The sequence below is a fragment of the Kocuria sp. CNJ-770 genome, from assembly GCF_001942375.1.
Lineage (GTDB): Bacteria > Actinomycetota > Actinomycetes > Actinomycetales > Micrococcaceae > Kocuria > Kocuria oceani.
The window spans coordinates 190,711-206,417 of the sequence record NZ_MKJW01000078.1; the positions used below are offsets into that span (position 1 = coordinate 190,711).

A 15,707-nucleotide genomic window follows, 5' to 3' on the forward strand; every position below is an offset into this window, starting at 1 on the left:
AACGAGGTCCACCGTGAGCCAGAGCAGCACCACCCCCACGTACGTCGTCGGCGTCGACTACGGCACCCTCTCCGGGCGGGCCGTGGTCGTGCGGGTGCACGACGGCGCCGAGCTGGGGTCCGCCGTGCACGAGTACCGGCACGGCGTGATGGACACCGTCCTGGCCGCCACGGGGGCGCCCCTCCCGCCCGAGTGGGCCCTGCAGGTGCCCGCCGACTACGTCGAGGTGCTGCGGCAGGCGGTGCCCGCGGCGGTGCGCGCCGCCGGCGTGGACCCCGCCGCCGTGGTGGGCATCGGCACCGACTTCACCGCGTGCACCATGGTCCCCGTGGTGGCCGACGGCACGCCCCTCAACGAGCTGCCCGGACTGGCGGACCGCCCGCACGCCTACGTGAAGCTGTGGCGCCACCACGCCGCCCAGCCCCAGGCCGACCGCATCAACGAGCTCGCCGCCCGGCGGGGGGAGCGCTGGCTGCCCCGCTACGGCGGGCTGATCTCCAGCGAGTGGGAGTTCGCCAAGGGCCTGCAGCTGCTCGAGGAGGACCCGGAGCTCTACCAGCGGATGGACCACTGGGTGGAGGCCGCGGACTGGATCGTGTGGCAGCTGACCGGCAACTACGTGCGCAACGCCTGCTCGGCCGGCTACAAGGGCATCCTGCAGGACGGGCAGTACCCGGGCCGGGAGTTCCTGGCCGCGCTGAACCCGGACTTCGCCGGCTTCGCCGAGGAGAAGGTCGACCACCCCGTCGGCGCCCTCGGCGCCGCGGCCGGCACGCTCAGCGCCGAGGCGGCCGCGTGGACTGGCCTGCCGGCCGGCATCGCGGTGGCCGTCGGCAACGTCGACGCCCACGTCTGCGCCCCGGCCGCCCGGGCCACCGACCCGGGGCAGATGGTCGCGATCATGGGCACCTCCACCTGCCACGTCATGAGCTCGGCCACCCTGCGGGAGGTCCCCGGCATGTGCGGCGTGGTGGACGGCGGGATCATCGACGGGCTCTACGGCTACGAGGCCGGCCAGTCCGGGGTGGGGGACATCTTCGGCTGGTTCACCGCCCACTTCGTGCCCGGCACCCTCCGCGAGGAGGCCGCTGCCCGTGGGCTGAGCGTGCACGAGCTGCTCACCGAGCAGGCGAGCCGGGAGCCGGTGGGCGCCCACGGGCTCGTGGCCCTGGACTGGCAGTCCGGCAACCGCTCGGTGCTCGTGGACCACGAGCTCTCCGGGCTGCTCGTGGGGCTCACCCTCGCCACCCGCCCCCACGAGGTCTACCGGGCGCTGCTGGAGGCCACCGCGTTCGGCACCCGCACCATCGTCGAGACGTTCGCGGCCTCGGGGATCCCCGTCACCGAGTTCGTGGCGGCCGGCGGCCTGATCAAGAACGCGTTCCTGATGCAGATCTACGCGGACGTGCTGGGCATGCCGATCTCCGTCATCGGCAGCGACCAGGGCCCCGCCCTCGGCTCCGCGATCCACGCGGCCGTGGCCGCCGGGGCTTATCCCGACGTCCGGACCGCCGCCGGGGCGATGGGCCGGCTGGAGCACGGCGCGTACACCCCGGACCCGGCCCGCACCGAGGCCTACTCCGCGCTGTACGCCGAGTACACCGCGCTGCACGACCACTTCGGCCGCGGCGGCAACGACGTCATGCGCCGGCTCAAGGCGCTGCGCCGCCAGGCCCGATCCACCCAGGAGGTCTCCGCATGAACACCCTGACGCCCGAGCTCGAGGAGCGCGTGGCCCGCACCCGGCAGGAGGTCGCCGACCTGCACGCCGAGCTGGTGCGCTACGGCCTGGTGGTGTGGACCGCCGGCAACGTGTCCGGGCGGGTCCCCGGCACCGACCTTTTCGTCATCAAGCCCAGCGGCGTGAGCTACGACGAGCTCGGCCCCGAGAACCAGATCCTCTGCGACCTCGACGGCCGGCCCGTGCCCGGCACCCCGGGCGCGGAGCGCTCGCCCTCCAGCGACACCGCCGCCCACGCCTACGTGTACCGGCACATGCCCGAGGTCGGGGGAGTGGTGCACACCCACTCGCCCTACGCCACGGCGTGGGCCGCCCGCGGCGAGCCCGTCCCCTGCGTCCTCACGGCCATGGCGGACGAGTTCGGCGGGGAGATCCCCGTGGGGCCCTTCGCGATCATCGGCGACGACTCGATCGGGCGCGGCATCGTGGAGACCCTCTCCGGGCACCGCTCCCGCGCGGTGCTGATGCGCAACCACGGTCCCTTCACGATCGGCAAGGACGCCCGCGACGCCGTCAAGGCCGCCGCCATGCTCGAGGACGTCGCGCGCACCGTGCACCTGTCCCGCCAGCTGGGCGAGCCGCTGCCCATCGACCCCGGCCACGTGGACTCCCTCTTCGACCGGTACCAGAACGTCTACGGCCAGCAGCCCGCCACCACCCCCTCGACCCCAGGAGCGCACTCCCTTGAGCCCTCTCAGCACCACTCTTGAGCCCTACGAGGTCTGGTTCCTCACCGGCAGCCAGGACCTCTACGGCGAGGAGACGCTCCGCCAGGTGGCCGAGCAGTCCCGCGCGATCGTCGGGATGCTCGACGACGCCGGACTGCCGGTGCGCGTGGTGTGGCGGCCCACCCTCAAGGACGCCGCCTCGATCCGCCGCACCGCGCTGGAGGCCAACGCCGAGGACAACGTGATCGGCGTGATCGCGTGGATGCACACCTTCAGCCCCGCCAAGATGTGGATCACCGGCCTGGACACGCTGCGCAAGCCGCTGCTGCACCTGCACACCCAGATCAACGTCGAGCTGCCCTGGGGCGAGATCGACTTCGACTTCATGAACCTCAACCAGGCCGCGCACGGGGACCGGGAGTTCGGCTACATCCAGACCCGGCTCGACGTCCCGCGCAAGACCGTGGTCGGCCACGCCTCGAACTCCGAGGTCACCGGTCAGATCGCCGCCTGGCAGCGGGCCTGCGCCGGCCGGGCCGCGGTCCAGGGACTGCGGATCGCCCGCTTCGGGGACAACATGCGCAACGTCGCCGTCACCGAGGGCGACAAGACGGAGGCCGAGCTGCGGTTCGGGGTCTCCGTGAACACCTGGGGGGTCAACGACCTCGTGGCCGTGGTGGACGCCCAGGCCGAGGACCGCGTGGACGAGCTCGTCGCCGAGTACGAGGAGCTCTACGACGTGGCCCCCGAGCTGCGCCGCGGCGGCGAGCGCCACGAGTCCCTGCGCTACGGGGCCCGGCAGGAGCTCGGGCTGTTCCAGTTCCTCGAGGAGGGCGGCTTCGGCGCCTTCACCACCAACTTCGAGGACCTCGGCGGGCTGCGCCAGCTGCCGGGCCTGGCCGTGCAGCGGCTCATGGCCCGCGGCTACGGCTTCGGCGCGGAGGGCGACTGGAAGACGGCGCTGCTGGTGCGGGCCGCGAAGGTGATGGGCGCCGGGCTGCCCGGGGGCGCCTCCCTGATGGAGGACTACACCTACCACCTGGTCCCCGGCGAGGAGAAGATCCTCGGCGCCCACATGCTGGAGATCTGCCCGACCCTCACCACGGCCCGGCCCTCCCTCGAGGTGCACCCGCTGGGCATCGGCGGGAAGGAGGACCCGGTGCGCCTGGTGTTCGACACCGACGCCGGGCCGGGCGTGGTCGTGGCGATGTCCGACATGCGCGACCGGTTCCGGCTCACGGCCAACACCGTCGACGTCGTGCCCCCGGACGCCCCGCTGCCGCACCTGCCGGTGGCCCGGGCGGTGTGGCGCCCGCAGCCGGACCTCGCGACCTCGGCCGCGGCCTGGCTCACCGCCGGGGCCGCCCACCACACGGTGCTCAGCACCGCGGTGGGCGCGGACGTGATCCGCGACTTCGCCGAGATCACCGGCACCGAGCTGCTGCTCATCGACGACTCCACCACCCTGCGCGAGTTCCAGCGCGAGGTGCGCTGGAACTCCGCCTACTATCGCCTGGCGCAGAAGCTCTGACCTCCACCACCGCACACAGCACGGACCCAGCACGGACCTCCGGCCACCGGGGACCGGACCGACGAAAGGCACGACCATGACCGCGAAGACCCACCTGAAGCGGACCCTCACCGGGGTGACCGCACTGACCCTCGTTCTCGGCCTCAGCGCCTGCGGCGGCAGCCGCGGCGCCGGCGCGGAGGAGGGCTCCAACGAGGCGCCCGGATCGGGGTGGCCATGCCCACCCAGCAGTCCGAGCGCTGGATCGCCGACGGGGAGAACGTCAAGGCGGAGCTCGAGGAGCTCGGCTACGAGGTGGACCTCCAGTACGCCAACGACGACATCCCCACCCAGATCTCCCAGATCGAGAACATGATCAACGGCGGGGCGAAGGCCCTGGTGATCGCCTCGATCGACGGCACCACGCTCACCAGCGTGCTCGACACCGCGGAGTCCCAGGACATCCCCGTGATCGCCTACGACCGGCTCATCAACGAGTCCGACACCGTGGACTACTACACGACCTTCGACAACTACGAGGTGGGCGTGCAGCAGGGCACCTCGCTGCTCACCGGCCTGGGGATCCTCGACGAGAACGGCGAGCCGACCGGGGAGAAGGGCCCGTTCAACGTGGAGCTCTTCGCCGGCAGCCCCGACGACAACAACGCCACCTTCTTCTGGAACGGCGCCATGGACACCCTCAAGCCCTACCTGGACGACGGCACCCTCAACGTGCCCAGCGGGCAGACCGAGTTCGAGCAGGCCGCCATCCTGCGCTGGCTGCCGGACACCGCCCAGGACCGTATGGAGGACCTCATCACCGTGGGCGGCGGCGAGCAGCTCGACGGCGTGCTCTCCCCCTACGACGGGCTGTCGATCGGGATCATCTCCGCGCTGCGCTCCGGCGGCTACTCCAAGGACGAGCTTCCGGTGGTCACCGGACAGGACGCCGAGGTGGGCTCCGTGAAGTCGATCGTCAACGACGAGCAGTACTCCACCATCTTCAAGGACGTGCGCGAGCTCGGCGAGCGCGCGGTCGTGATGGTCGACTCCCTGATGAAGGGCGAGGAGCCGGAGGTCAACGACGAGGAGACCTACGACAACGGCGTGAAGGTCGTCCCCGCCTACCTGCTGGAGTCCCAGATCGTCACGAAGGACAACTACCAGGAGGTCCTCGTGGACAGCGGCTACTACGAGGCCTCCGAGCTCGAGTAGGGGACCCGGACCGGCCGGGCGGCCCCTCCGCCCGGCCGGTCCCGCCGCAGCATTCCTCTCCCGCCGGGTCCGCCACCATCCCGACCCGCCACCACTCCGACCCGCCACCACTCCAGCCCCAGACAAGGAGACCCGCATGAGCGAGCACGTGCTCGAGATGCGCCGGATCAGCAAGTCCTTCCCCGGCGTCAAGGCGCTGCAGGACGTCAACCTCGCCGTCGCCCGCGGTGAGGTGCATGCGATCTGCGGGGAGAACGGCGCCGGCAAGTCCACCCTCATGAAGGTGCTCTCCGGCGTCTACCCGCACGGCACCTACGAGGGCGACATCGTCCTGGACGGCCGGACGGTCTCCTTCCGCGACATCAAGGACAGCGAGCGCAGCGGCGTGGTGATCATCCACCAGGAGCTGGCGCTGTCCCCGTTCCTGTCCGTGGCCGAGAACATCTTCCTGGGCAACGAGCGCGCCACCCGCGGGGTCATCGACTGGAACGAGACCAACGTCCGGGCCTCCGAGCTGCTCCGGCGCGTGGGCCTGGACCTGAACCCCGTCACCCGGGCCGGGGACATCGGGGTGGGCAAGCAGCAGCTCGTGGAGATCGCCAAGGCGCTGTCCAAGGACGTGAAGCTGCTGATCCTCGACGAGCCCACCGCCGCGCTCAACGACGAGGACTCCGCGCACCTGCTCGGCCTCGTCCGCGGGCTGCGGGAGGACGGGATCACCTGCATCATCATCAGCCACAAGCTCAACGAGATCCGGGCGATCGCGGACTCCGTGACCATCCTGCGCGACGGCCGGACCATCGAGACCCTCAGCCTGCACGACGGCTCGGTCACCGAGGACCGGATCATCAAGGGCATGGTCGGCCGCGAGCTCACCAACCGGTACCCGGAGCGGACCCCCGCGATCGGGGAGGAGGTGCTGCGCGTGGAGCACTGGACGGTGCACCACCCCCAGGAGCACTCCCGGGTGGTCGTGGACGACGCGCACCTGTCCGTGCGGGCCGGCGAGATCGTCGGGATCGCCGGGCTCATGGGCGCCGGGCGGACCGAGCTGGCGATGAGCATCTTCGGGCGCAGCTACGGGTCCGGCATCACCGGGACCCTGTACAAGAACGGCCAGGAGATCACCTGCCGGACCGTCCAGGAGGCCATCCGGCACGGGATCGCCTACGCCACGGAGGACCGCAAGCGCTACGGGCTCAACCTGATCGACGACATCAAGCGGAACATCTCCGCCGCCGCCCTGCCCAAGCTGGCCTCCGCGGGCTGGGTGGACGGCGGCCGCGAGACGCTGGTCGCCCAGGACTACCGGAAGAGCATGAACATCAAGGCGCCGTCCGTGGCGGCCGTCACCGGCAAGCTCTCCGGCGGCAACCAGCAGAAGGTCGTGCTGTCCAAGTGGATGTTTGCCGACCCGGACGTGCTGATCCTCGACGAGCCGACGCGCGGCATCGACGTGGGCGCGAAGTACGAGATCTACACGATCATCAACCAGCTGGCCGCGCAGGGCAAAGCCGTCCTCGTGATCTCCTCCGAGCTGCCGGAGCTCCTGGGGATCTGCGACCGCATCTACACGCTCGCCGAGGGCCGGATCACCGCCGAGGTCCCCATCGCCGAGGCCACCCCCGAACGACTCATGCAGCACATGACCAAGGAGAAGGACTGACCATGGTTTCCACCCTCGCCGACGAGGACCGGGTCCTCAGCACCAGGGGCCCGAAGAAGCCCTCGACCGTGGCCGACGCCGGGCGCTTCCTCACCAGCCGGCTGCGCCAGATCGGCATCTTCCTGGCCCTGCTGGTCATCGTGACGCTGTTCCAGGTGCTCACGGGCGGAGCCCTGCTCCAGCCGGACAACGTCTCCAACATCATCGTCCAGAACAGCTACATCCTGCTGCTGGCCATCGGGATGGTCATGATCATCGTGGCCGGCCACATCGACCTCTCGGTGGGCTCCGTGGCCGCGTTCGTGGGTGCCATGTCCGGGATCATGATCCGGGACTGGAGCCTGCCGTGGTGGGTGGCCCTCGTGGCGTCCCTCGCGGTCGGCGCCCTCGTGGGGGCCTGGCAGGGGTTCTGGGTGGCCTACATCGGCATCCCGGCCTTCATCGTCACCCTCGCGGGCATGCTCGTCTTCCGCGGCCTGACCCAGATCGTGCTCGAGAACCAGCGCATCACCGGGTTCCCCTCGGAGTACCGCCAGCTCGGCGGCGGGTCCCTCTTCCCGGGCCTGTTCCCGCCCGAGACCAACATCCTGGACTGGACCACGGTGGGCCTCGGCCTGTTCGCCACCGCCCTGCTGGTCGTCAGCCAGTTGCGCGGCCGGGCCACCCGGGCCAAGCTCGGCCTGGACGACGAGCCCCGCGCCTGGTTCCTCACCCGGCTGGTCTTCGGCGTCGTCGTCGTCCTGGGCCTGACCTTCCTGCTCGCCAGCTCCCGCGGCGGCACCCCGATCGTGCTCGTGGTGCTCGGGGTGCTCGTGGTCGCCTACAGCGCGGTCATGAACCGGACCGTCTTCGGCCGGCACGTCTACGCCCGCGGCGGCAACCTGCAGGCGGCCCAGCTCTCGGGCGTCAACACCAAGCGCGTGGACTTCCTGCTGTTCGTCAACATGGGGGTGCTGGCCGCGCTGGCGGGCCTCGTGTTCACCGGCCGCCTGAACTCCGCCGGCCCCGGTGCCGGCAACCTGTTCGAGCTGGACGCGATCGCCGCGGCGTTCATCGGCGGCGCCGCCGTGACCGGCGGCGTGGGCACCATCATCGGCGCCATCACCGGCGGGCTGATCATGGGCGTGCTCAACAACGGCATGTCGCTCATGGGCGTGGGCATCGACTACCAGCAGTTCATCAAGGGCCTGGTGCTGCTGCTCGCCGTCGGCTTCGACGTCTTCAACAAGCGGCGGGCCTCCAACGCGCTGAAGTAGCGGAGCGCAAGGACGGACGGGCCCGCCCGGCATCATGCCGGGCGGGCCCGTCCGTCGTTGCCGCCCGCGCTCCCTGCCGGGGCCGCGGGCGGCGGGCACGGCCGTCTAGCGGCGGCCGCCCTTGTTCTCGCGCCGCTTCGCCATGACGCGGCTGAAGACGGCGGTGCCGACCATGAAGAGGATCTTGCGCATGCTGGTGCTCCTTCCCTAGTCCGGACCCGGGTCCGTCCCGGGGTGCCGGGGACGGTCCGGGGCGGCCCTCGGCACGCCTGCCGGCGTGCACGGCGGGGCCGTATCGGTTCCACGTTACGGGTTGGGACCCGAAAAGGTAAGTCGGCTGAATGATCAGCGCGGGCGCCGCGGCGACGGGCGACCGGAACGACGGAGCCGGGGATGGCGCCCCAACGGCGCCATCCCCGGCGTGGCCGGCTCCGCGGGAGTCAGTCCTCCGGGAGCTTGGCGGCCAGGATGCCGCGGATGTAGTCCCGGTTCATGGCCGTCACGCTGAGCCCGTCGCCCCCGTAGTGCTCCACGCACATGGGGCCGTCGAAGCCGGCCTCGAGCGCCATGCCGATGGCCTCGCGGTAGTCGATGTAGCCCAGGGCCAGCGGCGCCGGGGCGGAGGCGTAGGACCCGGTGGCGGGATCGTGGTCCCGGAAGTAGTTCTTCAGCTGCCAGTAGTTGGCGTGCGGCAGCATCTTGGTGAGCATCTCGCGCCAGTCCTCCACCTCGCGGTGCAGGCGGACGATGTTGCCGATGTCGGGGCACAGGCCCACGTTGGGCAGGTCCACGGCGGTGACGAGCTCCACCGAGCTGTCGGCGGTGCCCAGGAAGGTGCCCTCGTACATCTCCAGGGACAGGCCGACCCCCCGCTCCCCGGCGTACTCGCCGAGCTCGCGGAAGCGCTCGGCCGCCTTCGCCCGGTTCTCCGCGGTGTCCTCGTCCTCGGCGCCCGGCGCCAGCCAGAACCAGGTGGCGTCCTTCTGCGCCTCGGTGAACGGGTCGTGCAGGCCCACGCAGACCATGGGCGCCTCGAGGTCCACGGCCGCGTCGATGGTGCGCTTGGTGTAGGCGATGTTCCGCTGCGCCTGCTCCTCGTCCGGGGTGATCACGCTCTTGCGGGTCACCGCGATGTCGCTGAAGGCGAGGTCGTAGGACCGGGCCGTCTCCAGCAGCCGCCGGCGGCCGTCGGTGTCGAGGTCGCCGGGGCGGACCCAGGAGTCGGTGAGGTCGACGTGGTCGAAGCCGGCGAGGCGGACCTCGCGCAGGGTCTGCTTCCAGGCCTCGGGACCGGCGGCGGTGCGGTCGCGGCCGTCGGCAGTGGTGCCCGTGAAGTTCAGCAGGGCGGCCCCGATGGGCCAGCTCTCCGGGGTGTGCGGCATGGTGCTCTCCTTGGTGGGTGGTGTCGGTGGCGCACGGGGCGCCGGAAGGACGTGCGGGGTGCGGGCTCAGACCATGTGCTTGCCGCCGTCCACGAAGTAGGACGCGCCGTTGACGAAGCCGGCCTCGGGACTGGTGAGGAAGTTGACCAGCGCGGCGACCTCCTCGGGCCGCCCGACGCGTCCGGCGGGCACGGCCGCCGACATGGCGGCCCTGCGCTCGTCCGTGAGCGTGCCGCCCATGATGTCGGTGTCGATGGGCCCGGGGACGATGGCGTTGCAGGTGATCTCGTGCCCGCCGAGCTCCCGGGCACCGCCCCGGGTGAGGCCGAGGACGGCAGCCTTCGCCGCGGCGTAGCCGGTCTTCGAGAAGGTCCCACCGCCGTCGTAGGCGGTGATCGAGGACGTGTTGACGATCCGCCCGCCGTGCCCGCCCTCGATCATGCGACGTGCCGCGGCCTGCATCATGAGCAGCGTGCCCGTGGCGTTCACGTCCAGCACACGGGTCCACACGTCCTTCGTCAGCTCGAAGAGCGTGTGCGGGCTGGCGATGCCGGCCAGGTTCACCTCGGCGAGCACCGGCGGAAGATGCGCGTCGATCTCCTCGAACGCCGCGTCGACCGAGTCCGGGTCGGCCACGTCGACCGCGATGCCGCGCACGGGCTGCGCCGTCCGCCCGGCGAGCTCGTCGGCGAAGGACCGGACGCCGTCGGCGTCGACGTCGAGCACCGCCAGGGCCCAGCCCTCCTGCGCCATCCGGCGGGCGACGTGGCGGCCGATGCCGCGGACGGCTCCGGCGCCGGTGACGACGGCCGTGCGTCGTGCGGGAAACTGTCCGTGCGTCATGGGTGCTCCTGCGATGTCAGGGGGATGTCGGGGGATGCCGGGGGAGGGGCGTGCGGGCCGCAGGGATCAGGCGGCCAGGGCGTAGACGATCCACGCGAGGGCGAAGGCCATGAAGCCGATCGCGGTGCCGATCACCGACCACGTCTTGAGCGTGGTCACGGTGTCGAAGCCGCAGAACTTGCCGATCAGCCAGAAGCCCGAGTCGTTCACGTGCGAGAACGTGATGGACCCCGCCGCGATGGCGACCACGATGGCGGCCAGCGCGATCCCGGACAGGCCCAGCTCGGCCACGGCCGGGGCCATGATGGAGCCCGCGGTGGTGGCGGCCACGGTCGCCGAGCCCTGGGCCACGCGGAAGGCGATCGCCACGAGGAAGCCGGCCAGGATGACCGGGAGGCCCAGGGCGTCGAGCCCCTCGGCGATGGTGGCGCCGATGCCCGTCTCGGTGAGGACACGGCCGAAGGCGCCGCCGGCGCCGGTGATCAGGATGATCGAGCAGACCGGAGCCAGGGCGTTGTCGACCAGGTCCTCCAGGGCCCCGCCGATGCTGCCCCGGCCGCGGCGCGGGCGCAGGTAGAGCAGGTACATCGCGAACAGCGTGGCGATGAGCAGGGCGATCGGGGTGTTGCCGATGAGCCGGGAGAGGCGGAACAGGACGTTGTCCTCGCCCACGGCCCCGCTCGCCTCGAGCGTGGTGAACAGGGTGTTGAAGAAGATGAGCACGAGCGGCAGCAGGAGGACGAAGATGATGGTCCAGAACCCCGGCCGGGGGGTGTCCTCGTCCAGGTCCACCTCGCCGAGGAGGTTCGGCACGGGCATGTCCGGATAGCGCTTGGCGAGGGCCAGGCCGAGCCGGTAGCCGGCCAGGTACCAGGTGGGCAGGCCCACCAGCAGGGCGATCAGCACCACCATGCCGACGTCGGCGCCCATCACCGTAGCCGCGGCCGTGGGACCGGGGTGCGGCGGGGTGAGGGCGTGCATCATCAGGAAGGCGCCGATCGAGGGCAGCACGTAGAGCATGAAGGAGCCGCCCAGGCGGCGGGCGACCGTGTAGATGATCGGCAGCATCACGATGAAGCCGGCGTCGAGGAAGATCGGGAACGCGTAGAAGAGGGAGGCGACCGCCAGGGCCAGCGGGGCCCGCTTCTCCCCGAAACGGCGGAGCATCGCGTCGGCGAGCACCTGGGCGCCGCCGGAGACCTCGACCAGGCGGCCGAGGACCGCGCCGAAGCCCACCAGCAGGGCCACGTTGCCCACCGTGGTGCTGAAGCCGGCGATGACCACCGCCATGACGTCGCCCACGCCGATGCCGGCCGCCAGTCCCGTGAGGACGCTGATGATGATGAGGGCGAAGAACGCGTGCATGCGCAGCTTGATGATCAGGAAGAGCAGCGCGGCGATGGCCACGACCGCGATGGCGATGAGCGCCCAGGTGGGCCTCTCCGCCAGGACGAGTGCATCCGCCGTGGCGGCGGGAAGAAGGATGTGCATAGCTGAGTCACCTTTGATCGGGACGCGGGGCCGGCCACTTCTGCACTGTGGCGTGGACCACATCCGAGGAGCCGTTGGCCAATACCCTATAGGATATTGGTCCGGTGTCCAGCCTCCTCCGGCCGTCGTCGAGAGGGCGGTGTGGAGCCGGCCCGGGTGGGGCGTGGGACAATTCCTGTCAGGGCAGAAGTGAGCGAGGGCATCGACATGACGAACGACGTTCCGGGCGGAGCGTGGGTGCAGCGCAGCATCCTGGCGGACCAGGTGTACAAGGAGATCCTCGCGCGCCTGATGGACGGGGAGCTCAAGTCCGGGGATCCGATCAGCATCGACGGCACGGCGCGCGAGCTGGGCGTTTCCCCCACGCCGGTCCGGGAGGCCCTGGCGCGGCTGGAGTCCACGAGCCTGGTGGTCCGGGCCGCGCTGCGCGGCTACCGCGTGGCGCCCCTGCTGACCCACGAGGAGCTGCTGGACCTCATGGACGCACGGCTGCTCATCGAGCCCTACAACGCCGAACTCGCCTGCGGCCACGCGGACCGGCCGTTCCTGGAGGCCCTCGAGCGCTCCATCGACGACCTCCGGGGCGCGCCGAACGGCCCCCACTTCTCCGACTACCGCTCCTACTGGGAGGCCGACGAGCGCTTCCACCGGCTCATCGCGGAGCAGGCGAACAACAAGTTCGTCCTGGGCGCCTACGAGTCCCTCGGCGGGCACGTGCACCGGTTCCGGCTGTTCAGCGGCCTGGGCGTGCAGGACGCGCGCAGCGCCATCGAGGAGCACGCGCGGATCCTCACGGCGCTGCGCCGGGGTGACGCCGCGGCGGCCCGGATCGCCATGGCCGGGCACATCTGCGGGGTGCGGGAGCGGGCGATCAGCGAGTACGAGCGCGCCGACCGCGACCTCCGGGACGAGAGCGCCTGAGCCACGTTCCGACCTGCCCTCCCGCCGCGGTGTGGTTGACACCACATCTGCGTCCGTGGATCCTATAGGAAACACGGTATGGCCTGAGTCGGTGTCCGAGGTCGCTCCCGATCCGCGCTCCGGCGCCGCCGTGTCCACAGACGGAACACGTGCACACCGGAGGAGATGGGGATCATGGCTCAGCGTTCAGTAGCGGTTGTCGGCTCGGGATACATGGGCGGGGGCATCGCCCAGGTGCTGGCCCTCGGCGGAGCCCGGGTCGCGCTCGCCGACATCTCCCAGGAGATCGCCGAGGGGAACCTCGAGCGGCTCCTCGGGGAGGCGGAGCAGTTCGTCGCGGACGGGCTCTTCCCGGCGGACGCGGTCGAGCGCCTGCGCGAGAACCTGTGGGCCGCCCCCAGCATCGAGGAGGCCGTCGCGGACGCCTCCTACGTGGAGGAGGCCGTGCCGGAGAAGCTCGAGATCAAGCACGCCACGCTGCGCCGGATCAGCGACGCCGCCCCGGCGGACGCCGTGATCGGCTCCAACACCTCCACCATCTCCATCGCCCAGCTCGCCGAGGTCGTCGAGCACCCGGGCCGCTTCCTGGGCGTGCACTTCTCGAACCCGGCGCCCTTCATCCCCGGCGTGGAGGTCATCCCTCACGAGACCACCGCGCCCGAGACGGTCGAGGCGGCCAAGGAGATCGTCGAGCTGACCGGCAAGAAGGCGGCGGTGGTCAAGGACGTCACGGGCTTCGTCCTCAACCGCCTGCAGTACGCCCTGTTCCACGAGGCCGCCCAGGTGGTCGAGGAGGGCATCGCCACGGCCGAGGACGTCGACACGCTGGTGCGCACCACCTTCGGCTTCCGCCTCCCGTTCTTCGGCCCCTTCGCGATCGCGGACATGGCGGGACTGGACGTCTACTCCTTCTGCTACGCCTCCCTGCAGACCTCGTTCCCCGAGCGCTTCGCCACGCCCAAGGTCCTGCAGGACCTCGTCGACGCCGGCAAGCTCGGCACGAAGTCCGGCGCCGGGTTCCTGCAGATCCCCGCCGAACGCTCGAACGACCTCGTCGCCTACCGCAACAAGGCCTACGTGGCCATGGGCCGGCTGCTCGAGGACCTGGGCCCCAGCCCGGTCGACGAGGAGACCGCCCAGCAGGGCGGCGCGTCCGCCCCCGCCGGCTGAGCCGGCCGCACCGTACCGAGATCCCCGAGCGGGACGGCGGCGCCCGACGTCGAACGCGGCCGTCCCGCCCCCGACCCACCGAGACCACCGAGGCTGGAACGATGACTTTTCTTGTGAACGATCCTGCGGAGTTCGCGTCCGACGCGCTGCGGGGCTATGCGGCGGCTCATCCCGAGCACGTGGCCCTGGCCCACGGCGGGGTGGTGCGCTCGACCGACACCCCGGAGGGCCAGCCGGCGCTGGTGATCGGCGGGGGCTCGGGGCACTATCCGGCCTTCGCCGGGTGGGTGGGCCCGGGGATGGGCCACGGCGCGCCGTGCGGCAACATCTTCTCCTCGCCCTCGGCCTCCCAGGTGTACTCCGTGGCGCGCTCGGCGGAGAACGGCGGCGGCGTGGTGCTGGGCTTCGGCAACTACGCCGGGGACGTGCTGCACTTCGGGCAGGCGGCCGAGAAGCTGCGCGCCGAGGGCGTGGACGTGCGCATCGTGCGGGTCTCCGACGACATTGCCTCCGGCCCGGCCGAGGCGCACCGGGAACGGCGCGGGATCGCCGGGGACCTGATGGTGTTCAAGATCGCCGGTGCGGCGATCGAGGCCGGGGCCGACCTGGACGAGGCCGAGCGGGTGGCGTGGAAGGCCAACGACGCGACGCGCTCCTTCGGGGTGGCCTTCGAGGGCTGCACCCTGCCCGGGGCCGGGGAGGCGCTGTTCCACGTGCCGGCCGGGGAGATGGCGATCGGGCTGGGCATCCACGGGGAGCCGGGAGTGCGCGAGGTGCCGATGGGCACGGCCGACGAGATCGCCGACCTGCTGGTCGACGGCGTGCTGGCGGAGGAGCCGGCGCGCGGGCAGGACGGCTACGAGGGCCGGGTGGCCGTGCTGGTCAACGGGCTGGGCACGGTCAAGTACGAGGAGCTGTTCGTGGTCTACGGCCGGGTGGCCGAGCGGCTGGCCGGCCAGGGGCTGACCGTGGTGGCTCCGGAGGTCGGCGAGCACGTCACCAGTCTCGACATGGCCGGGCTGTCGCTGACCGTGGTGTTCCTGGACGAGGAGCTGGAGCGGTACTGGCTGGCCCCGGCCGACACCCCGGCCTTCCGCCGCGGCGCGCCGGACACGGCCGACCGGCCGGCGCGCACCGGGGTGCACACCCCGGGGCAGGAGGACGTGCCGGCCGCCGCGCCGGAGTCCCAGGAGGTCACCGGGCGGATCCTGACGGCGCTGCAGGTGCTGGAGGCCACCGCGGCCGAGCACGAGGAGGACTTCGGCCGCCTGGACGCCATCGCCGGCGACGGCGACCACGGCCAGGGCATGGCCTACGGCACCCGGGGCGCGGCCGCCGCCGCCCGGGCCGCCGCGGAGGCCGGCGCCGGGGCCCGCACGGTCCTGGTGCGTGCCGGTGACGCCTGGGCCGAGGAGGCCGGCGGCACCTCCGGGGCGCTGTGGGGCGCGGCACTGACCGCCGCCGGCGGGGCCTTCGACGACTCCGCCGGCGCCGGGGCCGAGGAAGTGGTGGCCGCTCTCCTGGCCGGGATCGACGCGATCGTGCGGCTGGGCGGGGCCCAGCCGGGGGACAAGACCATGGTCGACGCCGCCCTGCCGTTCCGGGCGAGGCTGCTGGAGGAGTTCGAGGCCTCCTCCGATCTGGCGGACGCGATCAAGCAGGCCGCCGCGGTGGCCCGTCAGGCGGCCGAGGCCACCGCGGAGATCACCGCCCGCCGCGGGCGCTCGAAGGTGCTCGGGGACAAGAGCCTGGGCACCCCGGACCCCGGCGCGCTGTCCTTCTCCGTGCTCATGGACGCCCTGGGCGATTTCCTCGCCCAGGCCCCGGACGCACGGTAGGGGGCG

The 15,707-nt window shown here is 71.7% G+C and carries 12 protein-coding genes; 9 read left to right on the forward strand and 3 right to left on the reverse strand.

The window, feature by feature from the left end; translation table 11 throughout:
• Positions 1 to 13: 13 nt before the first annotated feature.
• The 6 genes from araB (at position 14) to mmsB (ending at position 8,056) form a co-directional block, all read left to right on the forward strand.
• The gene (gene araB, locus BJF77_RS05265; RefSeq protein ID WP_075871496.1) at positions 14 to 1,702 is read left to right on the forward strand and encodes a ribulokinase; all 1,689 of its coding nucleotides are present in this window, start codon (positions 14 to 16) and stop codon (positions 1,700 to 1,702) included.
• Positions 1,699 to 2,451, forward strand: a complete 753-nt coding sequence (locus tag BJF77_RS05270; protein WP_047803584.1) for an L-ribulose-5-phosphate 4-epimerase — start codon at positions 1,699 to 1,701, stop codon at positions 2,449 to 2,451. The genes araB and BJF77_RS05270 overlap by 4 nt, the downstream gene beginning before the upstream one ends.
• A complete protein-coding gene (araA, locus tag BJF77_RS05275) occupies positions 2,426 to 3,940 on the forward strand; it encodes an L-arabinose isomerase (RefSeq protein WP_075871497.1) in 1,515 nt (504 codons plus the stop codon). Before BJF77_RS05270 ends, araA begins: the two co-directional genes overlap by 26 nt.
• 216 nt (positions 3,941 to 4,156) lie before the next feature.
• The gene (gene chvE / locus BJF77_RS05280) at positions 4,157 to 5,134 is read left to right on the forward strand and encodes a multiple monosaccharide ABC transporter substrate-binding protein (RefSeq protein ID WP_369821363.1); all 978 of its coding nucleotides are present in this window, start codon (positions 4,157 to 4,159) and stop codon (positions 5,132 to 5,134) included.
• A gap of 136 nt (positions 5,135 to 5,270) precedes the next feature.
• On the forward strand, positions 5,271 to 6,800 hold the full coding sequence (gene mmsA / locus BJF77_RS05285; protein WP_047803581.1) for a multiple monosaccharide ABC transporter ATP-binding protein: 1,530 nt from the start codon (positions 5,271 to 5,273) through the stop codon (positions 6,798 to 6,800).
• A gap of 2 nt (positions 6,801 to 6,802) precedes the next feature.
• Complete coding sequence (gene mmsB, locus BJF77_RS05290; RefSeq protein WP_047803580.1) at positions 6,803 to 8,056, forward strand: multiple monosaccharide ABC transporter permease; 1,254 nt, start codon at positions 6,803 to 6,805, stop codon at positions 8,054 to 8,056.
• 440 nt (positions 8,057 to 8,496) lie between these two features.
• On the opposite strand, the gene BJF77_RS05295 is transcribed toward mmsB, so the two are convergent.
• The 3 genes from BJF77_RS05295 to BJF77_RS05305 all read right to left on the reverse strand — a co-directional run bounded on the left by BJF77_RS05295 (position 8,497) and on the right by BJF77_RS05305 (position 11,772).
• Positions 8,497 to 9,438 carry a sugar phosphate isomerase/epimerase gene (locus tag BJF77_RS05295; RefSeq protein WP_075871498.1) on the reverse strand — a complete coding sequence of 314 codons (942 nt, stop codon included), beginning with the start codon at positions 9,436 to 9,438 and terminating at the stop codon, positions 8,497 to 8,499.
• Positions 9,439 to 9,504: 66 nt separating this feature from the next.
• Complete coding sequence (locus tag BJF77_RS05300) at positions 9,505 to 10,281, reverse strand: SDR family NAD(P)-dependent oxidoreductase (RefSeq protein WP_075871499.1); 777 nt, start codon at positions 10,279 to 10,281, stop codon at positions 9,505 to 9,507.
• 66 nt (positions 10,282 to 10,347) lie between these two features.
• The gene (locus tag BJF77_RS05305) at positions 10,348 to 11,772 is read right to left on the reverse strand and encodes a GntP family permease (protein ID WP_047803577.1); all 1,425 of its coding nucleotides are present in this window, start codon (positions 11,770 to 11,772) and stop codon (positions 10,348 to 10,350) included.
• A 207-nt stretch (positions 11,773 to 11,979) separates the two neighbouring features.
• On the opposite strand from BJF77_RS05305, the gene BJF77_RS05310 reads away from it, so the two are divergent.
• From BJF77_RS05310 to BJF77_RS05320, 3 genes are all read left to right on the forward strand, one after another.
• Positions 11,980 to 12,693, forward strand: coding sequence for a GntR family transcriptional regulator (locus BJF77_RS05310; protein WP_047803638.1), 714 nt, complete (start codon positions 11,980 to 11,982; stop codon positions 12,691 to 12,693).
• A gap of 174 nt (positions 12,694 to 12,867) precedes the next feature.
• Entirely contained in the window at positions 12,868 to 13,863 is a 996-nt protein-coding gene (locus BJF77_RS05315; protein ID WP_047803637.1) for a 3-hydroxyacyl-CoA dehydrogenase family protein, read from the forward strand.
• A gap of 101 nt (positions 13,864 to 13,964) precedes the next feature.
• On the forward strand, positions 13,965 to 15,701 hold the full coding sequence (locus BJF77_RS05320; RefSeq protein WP_075871500.1) for a dihydroxyacetone kinase family protein: 1,737 nt from the start codon (positions 13,965 to 13,967) through the stop codon (positions 15,699 to 15,701).
• Positions 15,702 to 15,707 lie beyond the last annotated feature (6 nt).

Excerpts from the sequence above, each read along its gene's own strand:
- BJF77_RS05315 (WP_047803637.1), top strand. The coding sequence starts at position 12,868 with ATGGCTCAGCGTTCAGTAGCGGTTGTCGGCTCGGGATACATGGGCGGG.
- chvE (WP_369821363.1), top strand. The coding sequence starts at position 4,157 with ATGCCCACCCAGCAGTCCGAGCGCTGGATCGCCGACGGGGAGAACGTC.
- mmsA (WP_047803581.1), top strand. The coding sequence starts at position 5,271 with ATGAGCGAGCACGTGCTCGAGATGCGCCGGATCAGCAAGTCCTTCCCC.
- BJF77_RS05300 (WP_075871499.1), bottom strand. The coding sequence starts at position 10,281 with ATGACGCACGGACAGTTTCCCGCACGACGCACGGCCGTCGTCACCGGC.
- BJF77_RS05310 (WP_047803638.1), top strand. The coding sequence starts at position 11,980 with ATGACGAACGACGTTCCGGGCGGAGCGTGGGTGCAGCGCAGCATCCTG.
- BJF77_RS05270 (WP_047803584.1), top strand. The coding sequence starts at position 1,699 with ATGAACACCCTGACGCCCGAGCTCGAGGAGCGCGTGGCCCGCACCCGG.
- BJF77_RS05305 (WP_047803577.1), bottom strand. The coding sequence starts at position 11,772 with ATGCACATCCTTCTTCCCGCCGCCACGGCGGATGCACTCGTCCTGGCG.
- mmsB (WP_047803580.1), top strand. The coding sequence starts at position 6,803 with ATGGTTTCCACCCTCGCCGACGAGGACCGGGTCCTCAGCACCAGGGGC.
- BJF77_RS05295 (WP_075871498.1), bottom strand. The coding sequence starts at position 9,438 with ATGCCGCACACCCCGGAGAGCTGGCCCATCGGGGCCGCCCTGCTGAAC.
- BJF77_RS05320 (WP_075871500.1), top strand. The coding sequence starts at position 13,965 with ATGACTTTTCTTGTGAACGATCCTGCGGAGTTCGCGTCCGACGCGCTG.